Annotated in this window: 10 protein-coding genes, 1 tRNA gene and 3 rRNA genes; 12 read left to right on the top strand and 2 right to left on the bottom strand. The window is 50.6% G+C overall.

What is annotated here, in order from left to right; all coding sequences use genetic code 11:
- The 5 genes from NSS79_RS30975 to NSS79_RS30955 all read left to right on the top strand — a co-directional run bounded on the left by NSS79_RS30975 (position 1) and on the right by NSS79_RS30955 (position 5,480).
- Complete coding sequence (locus NSS79_RS30975) at positions 1-927, top strand: hypothetical protein (RefSeq protein WP_342437356.1); 927 nt, start codon at positions 1-3, stop codon at positions 925-927.
- Positions 928-1,065: 138 nt separating this feature from the next.
- Positions 1,066-1,773 (top strand): response regulator transcription factor, encoded by a 708-nt coding sequence (locus tag NSS79_RS30970; protein ID WP_038600934.1) that lies wholly within the window; start codon positions 1,066-1,068, stop codon positions 1,771-1,773.
- A 20-nt stretch (positions 1,774-1,793) separates the two neighbouring features.
- On the top strand, positions 1,794-2,921 hold the full coding sequence (locus NSS79_RS30965; RefSeq protein ID WP_144024468.1) for a HAMP domain-containing sensor histidine kinase: 1,128 nt from the start codon (positions 1,794-1,796) through the stop codon (positions 2,919-2,921).
- An 85-nt stretch (positions 2,922-3,006) separates the two neighbouring features.
- Positions 3,007-3,615, top strand: a complete 609-nt coding sequence (locus tag NSS79_RS30960) for a hypothetical protein (protein WP_342437355.1) — start codon at positions 3,007-3,009, stop codon at positions 3,613-3,615.
- Positions 3,609-5,480 carry a PBP1A family penicillin-binding protein gene (locus tag NSS79_RS30955; protein WP_342437354.1) on the top strand — a complete coding sequence of 624 codons (1,872 nt, stop codon included), beginning with the start codon at positions 3,609-3,611 and terminating at the stop codon, positions 5,478-5,480. The genes NSS79_RS30960 and NSS79_RS30955 overlap by 7 nt, the downstream gene beginning before the upstream one ends.
- Positions 5,481-5,498: 18 nt before the next feature.
- Here the strand turns inward: NSS79_RS30955 and NSS79_RS30950 are convergent, their stop codons facing one another.
- On the bottom strand, positions 5,499-6,779 hold the full coding sequence (locus tag NSS79_RS30950) for a molybdopterin-dependent oxidoreductase (protein ID WP_342437353.1): 1,281 nt from the start codon (positions 6,777-6,779) through the stop codon (positions 5,499-5,501).
- A gap of 212 nt (positions 6,780-6,991) precedes the next feature.
- Positions 6,992-8,248 (bottom strand): MFS transporter, encoded by a 1,257-nt coding sequence (locus NSS79_RS30945; protein WP_342437352.1) that lies wholly within the window; start codon positions 8,246-8,248, stop codon positions 6,992-6,994.
- A 459-nt stretch (positions 8,249-8,707) separates the two neighbouring features.
- On the opposite strand from NSS79_RS30945, the gene NSS79_RS30940 reads away from it, so the two are divergent.
- The 7 genes from NSS79_RS30940 to NSS79_RS30910 all read left to right on the top strand — a co-directional run bounded on the left by NSS79_RS30940 (position 8,708) and on the right by NSS79_RS30910 (position 16,703).
- Positions 8,708-10,263, top strand: a 16S ribosomal RNA gene (locus tag NSS79_RS30940).
- Between the two features lie 100 nt (positions 10,264-10,363).
- Positions 10,364-10,439 (top strand) — tRNA-Ala (locus NSS79_RS30935).
- 147 nt (positions 10,440-10,586) lie between these two features.
- A 23S ribosomal RNA gene (locus NSS79_RS30930) occupies positions 10,587-13,514 on the top strand.
- Between the two features lie 78 nt (positions 13,515-13,592).
- Positions 13,593-13,709, top strand: a 5S ribosomal RNA gene (gene rrf / locus NSS79_RS30925).
- The 16S, 23S and 5S rRNA genes sit together here with 1 tRNA gene alongside, the layout of an rRNA operon.
- A 465-nt stretch (positions 13,710-14,174) precedes the next feature.
- Entirely contained in the window at positions 14,175-15,347 is a 1,173-nt protein-coding gene (locus NSS79_RS30920; protein WP_342437351.1) for a GNAT family N-acetyltransferase, read from the top strand.
- Positions 15,348-15,690: 343 nt separating this feature from the next.
- Positions 15,691-16,152: a CtsR family transcriptional regulator gene (locus NSS79_RS30915; RefSeq protein ID WP_038597151.1), complete on the top strand. Its 462-nt coding sequence runs from the start codon at positions 15,691-15,693 to the stop codon at positions 16,150-16,152.
- 26 nt (positions 16,153-16,178) lie between these two features.
- Positions 16,179-16,703: a UvrB/UvrC motif-containing protein gene (locus tag NSS79_RS30910; protein ID WP_076112967.1), complete on the top strand. Its 525-nt coding sequence runs from the start codon at positions 16,179-16,181 to the stop codon at positions 16,701-16,703.
- The last annotated feature ends 23 nt before the right edge of the window (positions 16,704-16,726 follow it).

Raw genomic sequence — 16,726 nt, 5'->3', positions numbered from 1 at the left:
TTGATAACATTAAAGGGTAGGTTGATCCTGATGACGGTTGCTGTTACAAGCCTGCTGCTGCTTCAAGCATGCGGCCAGAACAGTGCAGCTGATGGCGGTGGAGAGTCCTTTGCTGCTGCGGTGGAGGCGGACAATCCGGTAACAGAGGATGTGGCACAATCACCCGAAGCTACACAAGTACCCATAGTTGCAAAAGAATCACCGGCAGCTTCGCCAACCATGGATCGCTCTCCAGAAGCCGCCACGGCCACAGCTGGACCTTCACCGGAACCCGAACTGGCTGCGGCGTCATCCATCGCACCAAGTACATCCAAACCTTTGCCGAAACCTTCTGCTCCAGCAGCAGTTATTCAGGATACATCGAAGAAGACTGTAGGCTCCAGCAAGAGTAATAGCAAGAGCCCGGCATCTCCAGCACCTGAAACGAAGTCAAAGGCTAACACAGGTGAAGCAGACAAGAACGGTGGAAAGAGCAGCGCTGCATCTCCGTCTCCACAAGCCAGCTCCCTCCCTGAGGCCAGCCCCGCCCCAACCGCAGCGCCCCAATCGAAGACTTCCAACACAGGCCACACTGCCATTGATTGGAACGGCTTCTTCGACGGCAGTGACCAGACCCGCCCCTCGGAGCAGTTCTGGGATCTCAGCGGCAGCGAGGTTACGATTAAGGGCTTTATGGGCGAAGTCCTCTCCTTTGAGAAGAACTGGTTTCTGCTGATTCCAGAGCCCGGGGCGGAGTGTCCCTTTGATAATGGGGATGAGACCTACTGGAACAAGATTATGATTGTCTTTGTGCCTGAAGGCAGCAAGCTCCGGCATACCTCCGGCCCACTGCAAATTACCGGGCGTCTGGACGTGGGTATCAAGATTGACGAGTCGGGCTACAAAACAATGTTCCGGCTTTATGATGCCTCCTTCAAGAGCATTTAAAGGAACTAATAAAATGAGTAATACCAGCCTTTGTATACCTTATGGGGATACGAGGCTTTTTTTGGGTTTATAGATTGGATAATTTCTAATATATTAGAAGGTAGATTACCACTTATGGAATGGAAAGGATACCTACCTGTGAGACAAGAAACAATATTGCTAGTGGACGATGAGCGGGAGATCGTTAACCTGATGGATATTTATTTCTGCAACGAAGGTTATCGGCTGCTCAAAGCCTTTGACGGACAGGAAGCGCTGGAATATTTAAAAGAGGAGAAGGTGGACCTCATTATTATGGACGTGATGATGCCCAAGATGGACGGGATAGAAGCCTGCATGAAAATCCGTGAAGAGCAAAATATGCCGATCATCATGCTGTCCGCCAAAAATTCCGATATGGATAAAATTCTTGGACTCAGTATAGGCGCCGACGATTATGTCGGAAAGCCGTTTAATCCGCTGGAGCTTGTGGCCCGGGCCAAATCACAGCTGCGCCGCTATCATAAATTCAACAAGGATACCCAACCAAGGATGAATGACAATGAGCTGATCTTCGAGGATCTGGTCATCGACATATTGAAACATGAGGTCTGCGTGGATGGACGTAAGGTAAGGCTGACACCCCGTGAATTTTCCATTTTGGAGCTGCTGGCGAGACATCAGGGTCAGGTGCTCAGCATGGAGCAGATTTACAGGAATATCTGGAATGAGCCTTTCCTGGACGGAGGCAGCACGGTTATGGTACATATCCGCAATATCCGCGAGAAAATTGAGCTGGATCCAAAGCAGCCCCGTTATGTGCAAACTGTATGGGGGATCGGGTATAAATTGGACGGGCCATCCTGAGAACTTGAGGTGATAATGCTGTGAATGCAAAATATATAAGTACTATCCGCTGGAAATTCATTTGGGCGTTTATTCTCAGCATGTTGTCAGGAGCCATCCTGTTATGGGGAGGTTACCGGCTGGTGAATTCTCTGCTTCACATGAACACGAGTTCACCGTCGGCTCCCTATTCCCTGGTTTTGAAATGGATTATTAACCATATTGGTTCAGTACCGGTAATGACAGCCGTAGGCATTATCAGCTTTTTGGTGTTCTTTTTTTTGTACACACGAAAAGTAGTATCCTATCTTGAAGAGATCACACAGGGAATTCAGCAAATCACCAAACTGGGAGAGTCACACCGGATTGAAGTGCGGACCAGTGATGAGCTAGGTGTACTGGCAGAGAATATTAATATTATGTCCGAACGGCTGCAGCAGTCCCTGCTTGAAGAGCGTAAGGCGATCCAGGCCAAAAATGAGCTGATTACCGGGGTCTCTCATGATTTGCGTACTCCGCTGACCTCTGTTTTGGGTTATCTGGATTATATTGAGCAGGACCGCTGCCGGGAAGAGACAGAGGTGCGCTATTATGTAGGTATTGCTTATCAGAAAGCACTGGTGCTGCGTAAGCTGATTGATGATCTGTTCGAATATACCCGTGTCAACAGTGGAGGACTGCCGCTTGCAGCAGAACAGCTGGACCTCAAGGCGTTCATTCGGCAGCTGGCGGAAGAGGCGGTTCCAGAGCTTGCCCGGGCAGGCATGGCCTATGAGCTGGTGGACCATACAGAATCCTTATGGATTCAGGGAGCGCCTTACGAGTTGCTGCGCGCTTATGAAAATTTGATTACCAATGCCATCCGTTACGGGCGTGAAGGGAAAAAACTGGAGATCGTACTCACCCGGGAAGGGGATGAAGCGGTCGTGCGGATCAGCAATTTTGGAGAAATGATTGCCGAAAGCGACCTTCCGCATATTTTTGAACGATTCTACCGGGCTGAACGCTCCCGTTCCCGGCATACCGGAGGTTCGGGGCTGGGACTTGCTATAGCCAAAGGGATTGTGGAACGCCACCATGGAGAAATTACAGCCCAAAGCGATGTGAACCGTACCGACTTTATCACCCGCTTCCCGTTGTCTCCAGAGGAGTCTTTAGAGAATCTTTAGAACTTGTGCGGGAGGTTCTTAAGAACTTGCCGGTATTCTATGTGTCATGGAGTAGTAAATGCACAGATACCGGGAGGGGATAAACTTGAGAAGACTAAATACGGTACGAACCGGATATTTGTATGTTATTGGAGGAAGCTTGCTGCTCAGCGGTGGTGTTCTTATGGTGCTGCAGGCGGTGGTTTCCTTTCTATATTCGCGGCATAGCGCGGATTCCGGGGCTTTTACAGTCCGCTTATTGCATTGGATAATCAATCATATCGGCAGGTTGCCTTTGGCAGTAATTCTTTTTACCGCTCTTTCCGGCGGCTTTTTTCTGCTGCGTTCGCAAAAATTATCCGATGATTTCAAGGCGCTGCTGCAGGCATCGGATGAGCTTGCGGCGAATGGCTTCTTTAAGGAACTGGAGGTATCCACCGGAGGAGAGTTGGGCAGGCTGGCTGCTAATCTGCGGAAACTGAACAAAGGCCAGCAAACAAAACTCACCGGTACAGCAGAGATTGAATCGGCAGATGCAGAAGAAGCGGGATGGAGCAGTGAAGAGAGTATGGCCCTCATACTAAGGATGAAGACGCTGCTGCGCTTGCTGGATGAGCTGAAGGCTGCAGAAGGAGAGGCCGTTCAGGTGGATGCGGTGAAACGTGAAGCGGCGGGCTTGGAGCGGTTCCTTGTGAACCTGATTGCAAAGTGCTGAGCAGAGGGAATACCGGCACCCGGCGAAAACTGCTGCGTGTTTTTTATACCGGATTTGATCTTGCGGTAATTGGCGTGTTACTGCTGCTGGCAATGCTGTTCTATGTCCGTGTATATGGAGAGGCTGTGGTAAGCCGTCAGGCCGGGAAGCTGGTTTTAGATCAATCAAGCGTCATTACCGACTCAGAGGGGAATGTGCTGCGCCGAATTCCGCTGCCGGAATCGGGATATCGGACGATGGCTCAGCTGGAAGAGATGCCGGCTCTGCTGATCGACACCTTTTTGGCAGTCGAGGACCGCCGGTTTTACAGCCATCAGGGACTGGACTATACGGGAATCCTGCGTGCCGCCATTAACAATACCGTGAACTTCAGAGTAACAGAGGGAGGCAGCAGCATCACCCAGCAGTTAGCCCGCAATCTCTATTTAAACAGAGATAAAAATATGCTACGCAAGCTGAACGAGGCCTCCATTGCTACAGCTTTGGAGAAACGGTTGTCAAAGCAGGATATTTTGCAGCTTTATCTGAACCAAATCTATATGGGCCGGGGGCAGTATGGAATAAAGGCGGCATCAGAGTACTATTTCGGTGTAAGTGACCTAAAAAAGCTGGAGATTTCGCAAATCGCTGCTTTAGCGGCTATCCCGAAAGGTCCTTCCATCTATAATCCTGCGGAGAACAACGCGGTTTCCGAGGGGAGGAGGGAGCTTGTTCTGGGAATCATGCAGCAGCGGGGGCTGATCAGCCCACAGCAAATGGTTGCCGCGCGCAAACAGAAATACCGCCCTCAAGTAGAATTTGAGACTGAGGTCTCAGGAGCTTCCTATATTGACGCTGTGCTGAAAGAAGCCTCCCGGCTTACGGGTAAGTCGAGGGAAGAGCTGCAAACAGGTGGTTACAGGATTAAGACAGGGATGAATACAGGCATCCAGAAAACACTGGAGCAAGCATTTCGTAACGCAGATGCCTTTCCTCCCGATGGGAAAAACCAGCAGGTCGAGGCGGCCATGGTGATACTCAATCATCACACCGGAGAAATTGCCGCCATGATGGGAGGGCGCAATCCCCAAACGGGCAGCCTTAATCGGGCGATTATTGACGCACGCCAGCCGGGTTCCGCCTTTAAGCCGATTATTGATTACGGGCCTGCGCTGGAAAGCGGCAACTTTACTCCATCGAGTATAGTTCCCGACCGTAAGCAGTCTTACGGGAGTTACAGCCCGGGTAATCTGAATGGCGTATACCGTGGCCAAGTTAGCCTGAACCAGGCACTCCAGCAATCCATCAATGCTCCGGCCGTATGGCTGCTGAAGCAGGTGGGAATCTTCAGCGCCCGTCAATTTGCCGGAAAGCTGGGGTTAGAACTGCCGCAGGAGGATAATAATCTGTCCATTGCGCTCGGCGGGCTCCACAATGGGGTATCTCCTCTGAAAATGGCCCAGGCCTACAGTGTGTTTGCGAGCGGGGGGACGTTTAATGAAGCTCATACCATTAGCAGCATAACCAATGCGCACGGGCGGGTTCTATACAAGCATGTCTCCAGCCAGCGTCAAGTGATCTCGGCGCGAACTGCGGAAAGCATGACGTTCATGCTCCGCAATGCAGTAAATCAAGGAACCGGGAAAAAAGCGCGGATGAACATTCCGGTTGCCGGCAAGACCGGAACGACTCAGGCAGCGCTTCCCGGTGTCGACAGCAAGGCTAATCGGGATCTTTGGTTTGTCGGCTACACACCGGATTGGACAGCCGCTGTATGGATGGGTTTTGACCGTACCGATAAGGATAACTATATGACTGCGGGCAGCGGGATGGCGGCCGCTTTATTCTCCTCAGTGATGAACAAAGCAATAGCCGTTCGGAATTGAAAGAGGCGCTGGCCGCAGTTATACACGATTTGCTCCAGGCAGCCAGGCGTCTTTGTCGTACCCCCGCTGTTCCCAATAGCCGACATGGTCCTCATCAATGAGTTCAATCCGGTTAAGCCATTTTACCGATTTATAGGCATACATTTGCGGAGTGACCAGACGTACAGGCCCGCCCAGCTGATTCGGAATCGGCTTGCCGTCATGCATGACGGCAACCATAACATCCTCCATTCGCGCCTGTGCGAGTGTCAGGGAGTCCGTATAGACGCCGTCGCCGGAATACAGCTTGACCATCACCGCCTGGCTTTTTACTCCGGCAAGATCAAGCAGCTTGGAGAGGGGCAGACCCTCCCAGGTATTCTTGTAGACAGACCAGCCGGTGACGCAGTGGAAATCACTGACCTGCACCTCGCGCTGCAGCTTGACGAATTCCTCCCAGTTCCAGGTGAACTTCTTGTCCACCAGCCCGTCAATCGTAAATGACCAGTTCGAATTATCGAATGCTGGAATATCGGTTACAGTATATACGCGGAAGTTCCCTTCCGCTCCTCCACCAATCGGTGGTGCTGAATTTGCCAGCGGAATAGGGTCGGGGATTAGTGTGTTGGCATTGTTGGCTGCATAATCCGCGGTGCCGGGCAACTGAAAAGATTTGCCGATCCAGCGGACAAAGGTCGGTCCGAGCGTTACCGCAAGTCCGGCACCCACAGCGACTTTAATGAAACCGCGGCGGGTATACATCGGCTGCTGGAAATGGGCTGCTCCCGGCTGTTTCTGCTCATCATTAGAAGCAGATGCTCCATTAGCCGATGTTACCGGTTCTGGTACAATAGAGCGTTTCTTCGGTTCTTTGAGCCATTTGACTCTGGTAATAGAGTGGTAAATAATAACCGGAAGTCCAACCCAAGTCAGAAGATCGTGTATAAATAGTGCGGTATTGGCCGCTCTTGGCCCGGCAAGCCTGAATTGCCAGAGTACGACACCCGACACAATCCACCCGATCAATAGGGCCAGCACAAAAATCACATTAGCCTTTTGCCCATTTTTCCCCTTGAGCCTTTTCCAGTGTTTTGCAGCAAGCAGTAAATAATAAATGACCGGAATCAGCAGCACCAGTCCAAACGCGATATGGGCCCATTTTAGCCACACCCTGCCCTCACCCAGAAGCTCCCGCCAGAAACCGCCGACCAGCAATAATCCGCTGAGTGCCAGAAACAGGACCAGCCAGGTATTCCACATATGGATGGAGACAAGCTTCTTCCCGTATCCTTTACGAATGTTCGTGAGTGCTTTCTTCAATTGCCATTCCTCCTCAGCCTTCCGCGCTATGACAATTAGTTCAACTTTTAATTAATTGTACCCTAAAAAAGGGCGGTTGGATAATTCTGCTGGCTGTTAAGAGTTTATATCTTCTGCTGTGAAAAAAGCCCACCCTACTCTAATAGAGAAGGATGGACCCTTATGGACCTATATAGATATAGAAGAGAGACGAAGCGATGAAATCATGCTGCTTATTCAGCGGCCCATTTCTCCAGCGTCTTATCATTGGGTAACAGCAGGGCAAGCAGGCCAAGCAGCGGGAGGAAGCCGCAAGCTATGAACACAGTCGCAATTCCGATCCGGTCGATCAGGTCGCCGATAACTACCGAGCCGATCCCGCCAAGCCCAAAAGCCAGTCCAGTAATCAGTCCCGAGACGGTTCCGATATTGCCCGGATAGAGCATTTGTGCATAAATGACTGTTACTGAGAAGCTGGACAGTAGGACAAATCCGGAGATGATTAGCAGAACAGCGGCCCAGAAATGGTTTACAAAAGGCAGCGCCAGCGCAAAAGGCACCGTACTCACCATAGAGATCAGGATGAGATTACGCCGTCCGAAGCGGTCGGCTAGCGGGCCCCCGAAGAAGGTGCCAACTGCACCGGCTGCCAAATACATAAAGATGTATATTTGAGCGTCATCAAGCTTCATTCCGTATTTATCCATTAAGTAGAAGGCATAATAGCCGCCGATGGAGGCGCTGTACCAGGAGCGTACAAACACGATAAAGATCAGGATCACGGTTGCGGTCAGAATGCTTTTGCTGCGGGCAGGGTCAAGCGTGCGTCCAGTTGATTTTTTGCGGAACGTATAGCCTGCATTAAGCATTTCTTGGTACCATTTGGCCACATAGGTCTGTACGGCAATTCCGGCGGCAGCAATGACGGTGAACCCAAGTGCACCCATCTGCCCAAAGGGAATGAATACCCATTTCATCAAAAGAGGACCCAGAGATTGTCCGGCGTTGCCTCCCACTTGGAAGATGGATTGCGACAATCCCTTGCGCTGACCTGCAGCCATATGAGCTACACGCATGCCTTCCGGGTGGAACGCAGCCGAACCGAAGCCGACAAGCATAACGGAGAAGATGACCAGTACGTAATTTCCGGCAAAAGCGAGCAGGAACACTCCGGCGAACGTGCAGCACATCCCCAGAGGGAGCAGGATCGGTCGCGGTTTACGGTCAGCGGCATAGCCGATTACCGGCTGAATCACCGAAGAAGTGATGTTCAGGGCGAAGGATATCCATCCGACCTGTGCATAGGAGAGCAGCATGTTTTCCTTTAAGATAGGAAACATCGCCGGGATAAGCGCCTGAATGGAATCATTGAATAAATGCACAAAGCTTACGGCGAGTAAAATCCGGTAAATAGTATCCTGTTGCAGATTGCGTTGTTCCCGGTCTTTTGCAACTAGAGAGGGAGCAGCGGGTATAGAATTCTTATTCATCTGAGCTCCTTTCAAACGGGTTAATGGGCGAGCATATATATGGAAATCCGATAAATCCTATTTTAGCCACAATCGAAGCGTTATGGGAATCAATTTGTGCCCAAGTCGTTCCAATTATGCGTAAATTTATTATTTTATAAAAAAGGGTTGCAAACACTCATTCAGCATGATATATTATCTCTTGTGCTTATGAGGCATCGACGCTGAACTTGATCAGCGAAGAAGAAATAAGTTGACAAGCAATACAGAAACATGATATGATCTAATTCCTGTGCAAGAGACATAACGTTGAAAGCCGGGAGCAAGTTCTTTGAAAACTGAACAAATGGAACGCGTTAATTTTTTAAGATTCATTTAATGAATCGTCAGTTTCAAAATGAGCAATCGCTCTTTTCAATATCTTTTTCGGATGGTTATTTTCTCGGAGTAATTCGGGTGAAGTGACCGCTCGAAAAAACCAATTTGGAGAGTTTGATCCTGGCTCAGGACGAACGCTGGCGGCGTGCCTAATACATGCAAGTCGAGCGGAGTTATGAAGGAGCTTGCTCTGGATTAACTTAGCGGCGGACGGGTGAGTAACACGTAGGCAACCTACCTCTTTGACTGGGATAACTACCGGAAACGGTAGCTAATACCGGATAATTCCTTTGTTCACATGGACGAAGGATGAAAGGCGGAGCAATCTGCTACAAGGAGATGGGCCTGCGGCGCATTAGCTAGTTGGTGGGGTAACGGCTCACCAAGGCGACGATGCGTAGCCGACCTGAGAGGGTGAACGGCCACACTGGGACTGAGACACGGCCCAGACTCCTACGGGAGGCAGCAGTAGGGAATCTTCCGCAATGGGCGAAAGCCTGACGGAGCAACGCCGCGTGAGTGATGAAGGTTTTCGGATCGTAAAGCTCTGTTGCCAGGGAAGAACGTCCGGTAGAGTAACTGCTACCGGAGTGACGGTACCTGAGAAGAAAGCCCCGGCTAACTACGTGCCAGCAGCCGCGGTAATACGTAGGGGGCAAGCGTTGTCCGGAATTATTGGGCGTAAAGCGCGCGCAGGCGGCTATTTAAGTCTGGTGTTTAAACCTTGGGCTCAACCTGAGGTCGCACTGGAAACTGGGTGGCTTGAGTACAGAAGAGGAAAGTGGAATTCCACGTGTAGCGGTGAAATGCGTAGATATGTGGAGGAACACCAGTGGCGAAGGCGACTTTCTGGGCTGTAACTGACGCTGAGGCGCGAAAGCGTGGGGAGCAAACAGGATTAGATACCCTGGTAGTCCACGCCGTAAACGATGAGTGCTAGGTGTTAGGGGTTTCGATACCCTTGGTGCCGAAGTTAACACAGTAAGCACTCCGCCTGGGGAGTACGGTCGCAAGACTGAAACTCAAAGGAATTGACGGGGACCCGCACAAGCAGTGGAGTATGTGGTTTAATTCGAAGCAACGCGAAGAACCTTACCAGGTCTTGACATCCCTCTGAATCCACTAGAGATAGTGGCGGCCTTCGGGACAGAGGAGACAGGTGGTGCATGGTTGTCGTCAGCTCGTGTCGTGAGATGTTGGGTTAAGTCCCGCAACGAGCGCAACCCTTGACTTTAGTTGCCAGCAGGTAAGGCTGGGCACTCTAGAGTGACTGCCGGTGACAAACCGGAGGAAGGTGGGGATGACGTCAAATCATCATGCCCCTTATGACCTGGGCTACACACGTACTACAATGGCCGGTACAACGGGAAGCGAAGCCGCGAGGTGGAGCCAATCCCAGCAAAGCCGGTCTCAGTTCGGATTGCAGGCTGCAACTCGCCTGCATGAAGTCGGAATTGCTAGTAATCGCGGATCAGCATGCCGCGGTGAATACGTTCCCGGGTCTTGTACACACCGCCCGTCACACCACGAGAGTTTACAACACCCGAAGTCGGTGGGGTAACCCGCAAGGGAGCCAGCCGCCGAAGGTGGGGTAGATGATTGGGGTGAAGTCGTAACAAGGTAGCCGTATCGGAAGGTGCGGCTGGATCACCTCCTTTCTATGGAGAATCGTCACCTGCAACGGTGACATTCAAATCGGAAGCTTAGCTTCCAAGATACTTAACGCGTATCCATTTGTTCGGTTTTGATGGAATTTGCGGGGCCATAGCTCAGCTGGGAGAGCGCCTGCCTTGCAAGCAGGAGGTCAGCGGTTCGATCCCGCTTGGCTCCACCAACAAACTTCATCAATAGTAACACCTTGATCCTTGAAAACTGGATACCGAAACGAATTTGCGTTTTAGAACATTCCTTTAAGCTGAACTTGTGTAAACAAGTTTATATTAATAGCGATGCTAGCGATTTTCCTAACGGAAAACGCATTGGTTAAGCTAATAAGAGCACACGGAGGATGCCTAGGCGCCAGGAGCCGACGAAGGACGTGGCGAACAACGAAACTGCCTCGGGGAGCTGTAAGCAAGCTTTGATCCGGGGGTGTCCGAATGGGGAAACCCAGCTGTGGTAATTCGCAGTTACTTCTCTCTGAATACATAGGGGAGATAGAGGCAGACCAGGGGAACTGAAACATCTAAGTACCCTGAGGAAGAGAAAACAATAGTGATTCCGTCAGTAGCGGCGAGCGAACGCGGAACAGCCTAAACCAAGGGGCTTGCCCCTTGGGGTTGTGGGACGTCTCACATGGAGTTACAAAGGAATATGGTAGGCGAAGAGGTCTGGAAAGGCCCGCGATAGAGGTAAAAGCCCTGTAGCCTAAACTGTGTTCTCTCCGAGACGGATCCCGAGTAGTGCGGGGCACGTGAAACCCCGTATGAATCCAGCAGGACCATCTGCTAAGGCTAAATACTACCTGGCGACCGATAGTGAAACAGTACCGTGAGGGAAAGGTGAAAAGCACCCCGGAAGGGGAGTGAAATAGAACCTGAAACCGTGTGCTTACAAAAAGTCAGAGCCCAATCTAGGGGTGATGGCGTGCCTTTTGTAGAATGAACCGGCGAGTTACGTTTAACATGCAAGGTTAAGGTGAGAAGCCGGAGCCGCAGCGAAAGCGAGTCTGAATAGGGCGAATGAGTATGTGGACGTAGACCCGAAACCGTGTGATCTACCCCTGTCCAGGGTGAAGGTGCGGTAACACGCACTGGAGGCCCGAACCCACGTATGTTGAAAAATGCGGGGATGAGGTGGGGGTAGCGGAGAAATTCCAATCGAACTCGGAGATAGCTGGTTCTCCCCGAAATAGCTTTAGGGCTAGCCTCGGTGAATGGAGTGGTGGAGGTAGAGCACTGATTGGGTGCGGGGCCCGCAAGGGTTACCAAGCTCAGTCAAACTCCGAATGCCATTAACTTCTTGCCGGGAGTCAGACAGTGAGTGCTAAGATCCATTGTCAAAAGGGAAACAGCCCAGACCATCAGCTAAGGTCCCCAAGTGTGTGTTAAGTGGGAAAGGATGTGGAGTTGCACAGACAACCAGGATGTTGGCTTAGAAGCAGCCACCATTGAAAGAGTGCGTAATAGCTCACTGGTCGAGTGACTCTGCGCCGAAAATGTAACGGGGCTAAACACACCACCGAAGCTATGGCTAGATACGATGTATCTGGGGTAGGGGAGCGTTGTATGCAGGTTGAAGGTGTACCGTAAGGAGCGCTGGACAGCATACAAGTGAGAATGCCGGTATGAGTAACGAAAAGATCAGTGAGAATCTGATCCGCCGAAAGCCCAAGGTTTCCTGAGGAAGGCTCGTCCGCTCAGGGTAAGTCGGGACCTAAGGCGAGGCCGAAAGGCGTAGTCGAAGGACAACAGTTTGAAATTACTGTACCACCGTAATCCGCTATGAGCGATGGGGTGACGCAGGAGGGTAGTGACGCGGACTGATGGATGTCCGTCTAAGCAGTGAGGCTGGTGTGTAGGCAAATCCGCACACCATTAAGGCTGGGCTGTGATGGGGAGCGAAAATTGTAGTAGCGAAGGTCATGATCTCACACTGCCAAGAAAAGCCTCTAGCCAGGAGAAGGTGCCCGTACCGCAAACCGACACAGGTAGGCGAGAAGAGAATTCTAAGGCGCGCGGAAGAACTCTCGTTAAGGAACTCGGCAAAATGACCCCGTAACTTCGGGAGAAGGGGTGCCTCGGTAGGGTGAATAGCCCGAGGGGGCCGCAGTGAAAAGGCCCAAGCGACTGTTTAGCAAAAACACAGGTCTGTGCGAAGCCGCAAGGCGAAGTATACGGGCTGACGCCTGCCCGGTGCTGGAAGGTTAAGGGGAGCGGTTAGGACTTAGTCCGAAGCTGTGAACCGAAGCCCCAGTAAACGGCGGCCGTAACTATAACGGTCCTAAGGTAGCGAAATTCCTTGTCAGGTAAATTCTGACCCGCACGAATGGCGTAACGACTTGGGCGCTGTCTCAACGAGAGATCCGGTGAAATTTTAATACCTGTGAAGATGCAGGTTACCCGCGACAAGACGGAAAGACCCCATGGAGCTTTACTGCAGCTTGATATTGAATTTGGGTACGATCTGTACAGGATAGGTGGGAGCCGTAGAGGCAGGAGCGCAAGCTTCTGCGGAGGCGCCGTTGGGATACCACCCTGATCGTATCTAGGTTCTAACCTGGTACCCTAATCGGGTACGGGGACCGTGTCAGGCGGGCAGTTTGACTGGGGCGGTCGCCTCCTAAAGAGTAACGGAGGCGTTCAAAGGTTCCCTCAGAATGGTTGGAAATCATTCGAAGAGTGCAAAGGCATAAGGGAGCTTGACTGCGAGACCAACAAGTCGAGCAGGGACGAAAGTCGGACTTAGTGATCCGGTGGTACCGCATGGAAGGGCCATCGCTCAACGGATAAAAGCTACCCTGGGGATAACAGGCTTATCTCCCCCAAGAGTCCACATCGACGGGGAGGTTTGGCACCTCGATGTCGGCTCATCGCATCCTGGGGCTGAAGTAGGTCCCAAGGGTTGGGCTGTTCGCCCATTAAAGCGGTACGCGAGCTGGGTTCAGAACGTCGTGAGACAGTTCGGTCCCTATCTGTCGTGGGCGCAGGAAATTTGAGAGGAGCTGTCCTTAGTACGAGAGGACCGGGATGGACGTACCGCTGGTGCATCAGTTGTTCCGCCAGGAGCATGGCTGAGTAGCTACGTACGGACGGGATAAGCGCTGAAAGCATCTAAGCGTGAAGCCCCCCTCAAGATGAGATTTCCCAATTAGTAAGACCCCTTGAAGACGACGAGGTAGATAGGTTGGAGGTGGAAGTGCAGCAATGCATGGAGCTGACCAATACTAATCGGTCGAGGGCTTATCCAACAATTTAAGACGCAGATTTGTTTCGGATTCAGTTTTCAGGAATCAAGGTTCCTGAAGCATTTACGCTGTAAATGCCCGTTTGGTGGCGATAGCGGAGGGGTTCCACGCGTACCCATCCCGAACACGACCGTTAAGCCCTCCAGCGCCGATGGTACTTGGACCGAAGGGTCCTGGGAGAGTAGGACGCCGCCAAGCACACAAAGCCATTGTTGATTCATTGACAGTGGCTTTTTTGTGTTTGTGCAGGGCTGTGGAAATGTTGTGGATAATTTTCAGCAAACGCAGAAAACTTACACACATGTGGATACATTATTTGATAGGGAACTATCCCTGAATGATGTGGATGAAAGACATATTGTTGGGGATTCGTCAAGAGAAAATCCAAGTAATACACGGGTTTTGTGGATAATATGTGGAATTTGTGGATAGAGACTGTAGAATCGTGGATAACTATTTTTTGCCGGAAAGATATTCTTTCCGGTTCTTTGTGCTGCTGTGTATAAGCTGTGGATAACCATTGGATAACCATTGGATAACCATTGGATAACCATTGGATAACCATTGGATTCTTTATAATCTCTCTTAGCAGATTCGCGTACCTTTTCTGGACTTGATATACTCTTGATAAGCACTATTCTATTTGATAATGAGGTGAAGGTATTGGAGATCAGGCAATTGCGGCTAGAGGATTTTGAGGCAAGCCTTGGCTTGTCCGAGTACGCTTTTCAATTCAAACTTAACGGTGACGACAGAGTAAAATCCAAACAGAAGTTTAAGCCGGAAAGAGTCTGGGGCATCTTTGAGGAAGGGGAGCTAAGTGCGAAGCTGACGCTGCTGCCTCTTCAGGTGTATGTGCAAGGCAAAGCCGTCTCCATGGGTGGGATTGCCGGAGTGGCGACATGGCCGGAGAACCGCAGACAGGGACTTGTGGCTAAGCTTTTGTCCCACACGCTGCAAACAATGAACGAATCAGGTCATACGTTGTCCTTCCTGCATCCCTTCTTGATTCCTTTTTACCGCAGGTTCGGGTGGGAGATCTACTGTGAATATAAGAAGTACACGATACCGGTGGGCAAGTTTCCGCGGAAGGCCGAAATGGAGGGGCGTGTAGAGCGCGATAAAGCAAATATTGAAGTAATGGAGCAGTTATACGGGCGCTTTGCTTCCGGGTATAACGGTACGCTGCTGCGTGATCGTGAATGGTGGGAGAACAGCGTAGTGGATGAGGATACACATCATTGTGTGTTTTATTCTGCAGCGGGTGAACCGGGAGGTTATGTGCTCTATAAAATAGAGAACAAAGAACTGGTTATTGATGAATTCATTTTTATGGACGAAGAAGCCCGCCGGGGATTGTGGACTTTTCTCGCCAACCATGATTCGATGGTCACCGCTGCGAAATTAAAGCTGGTACCAGCAGATGATATGCTGCCGTTTTTGCTTCCGGATCCCCGTATTCCGCAGGAGAATTATCCTTATTTTATGGCGCGTATTGTTAATGCCAAAGCCTTTGTGGAAGGACTCACCTTTAAGGAACAGAATGAGCTGCAAAAGCGCACGTTGTATATTGAGGATGAGCATGCCTCATGGAACAACGGGCTGTGGGAGTGGAAGGTCAATCAGCAAGGTGAGGCATCTTTAATACAAGTAGAGGGTGCAGGAGAGCAGGCGGATTTGCGCTGCGGTATTGGAACATTGACGGTGCTGCTGCTTGGATACAAACGTCCGGAAGAATTGCACCGCTGTGGGCAGTTAACCGGCAGTCTAGAAGCCGTGGAGTGGCTGAAAGGGATTATGCCGCAGGCACGGACCGCACTGTTTGATTTTTTCTGATCGTAAGCAGCTCTTTCGCGCTGAATGAAGCAGGGAGAGCTTTTTATTTTTCATACTAAAATGCATGTTGATCCAAGGGTTATTCCGAATACAATGGCGGCAATAAGTAAAAAATAAGACTAACCACTTGGAATTCAGTGAGAATATGTTATAATATGAAAAAGTCAAAGAAAGTCAAAGTCAACGCATCCCGAAAGCAGTCTCTCCTAAGTTGTAAAGTCTGAAAGGCAGGACATTGTGTCCGATTCGCCTTTAGGTGCTTAGGTTAAGGTCTTAAGAGATCACCGCCGGACGGATGTACAGCAAGAATTAACCTAACGCTTTGAACACTGGAGGATGAGTGATGCGTAATATCTCCGATATTATCGAACAATATCTGAAGAATATTTTGCATGAAAGTCCCGAAGGTACGGTGGAAATTCAGCGTAATGATCTGGCGGACCAGTTCTCCTGTGTACCGTCGCAGATTAATTATGTCATCAGTACGCGCTTTACTTTGGAGAAGGGCTATGTGGTCGAGAGCAAACGTGGAGGCGGAGGTTACATCCGGATTCAGCGCTTTGAGCTTCCTCAGAATGTGGCACTTTACGCACATCTCAAATCCACGATAGGCAATGATATTGACCAGAATTCCGCCGAAGGGCTGATCTACCAGCTTGAGGAGGCCCTGTTCTTAACCAAGCGTGAAGCGTGTCTCATGCGCGCCGCTGTTTCCCGGGATTGTCTGACGATTAATCTGCCCTACCGGGATGAGATTCGTGCCAAGATTATGAAAGCCATGCTGATTTCTTTGCTTGGTAAATAATACGAATGGTAAGGGGGACACCGCTTATGCTTTGCCAGGAATGCGGCGTCAAACCGGCTACCCTTCATTTCACCAAAATTGTGAGTGGAGAGAAGACGGAATTTCATATTTGTGAAAGCTGTGCGCGGGAGAAGGGGGAGTTAATTCCCGGAACCGCGGGCGGGTTCTCCATTCACAGCCTGCTCTCCGGTTTACTGGATCTGGAAGGTTCCGGCAAGGAGAAATCCGCGGCAACCCAAAATGCACAGGGACTGAAATGCGAGAATTGCGGCATGACGTATTCCCAGTTCAGCAAACTTGGACGGTTCGGCTGCAGCTCCTGCTATAAATATTTTGACAGCACGCTGGATCCGCTGTTCCGAAGAGTGCACGGCAGTACCGCTCATGTAGGCAAGCTGCCGAAACGTGCAGGGGCACAAATTATGTGCAAACGGCAAATTGATGAACTGAAATTGGAATTGCAGCAAAGCATTATGCAAGAGGAGTTCGAAACTGCAGCCGAGCTGCGGGATCAGATCCGCCGACTTGAAAAAGAAATGGCACAAGAGTAAAGTCTTTCATATATAGGGGGGAT

Source organism: Paenibacillus sp. FSL L8-0436, from assembly GCF_038593025.1.
GTDB lineage: Bacteria > Bacillota > Bacilli > Paenibacillales > Paenibacillaceae > Paenibacillus_AQ.
The sequence above is the reverse complement of the archived record's forward strand: the minus strand, read 5'-3'. Positions and strand labels throughout refer to the sequence as shown.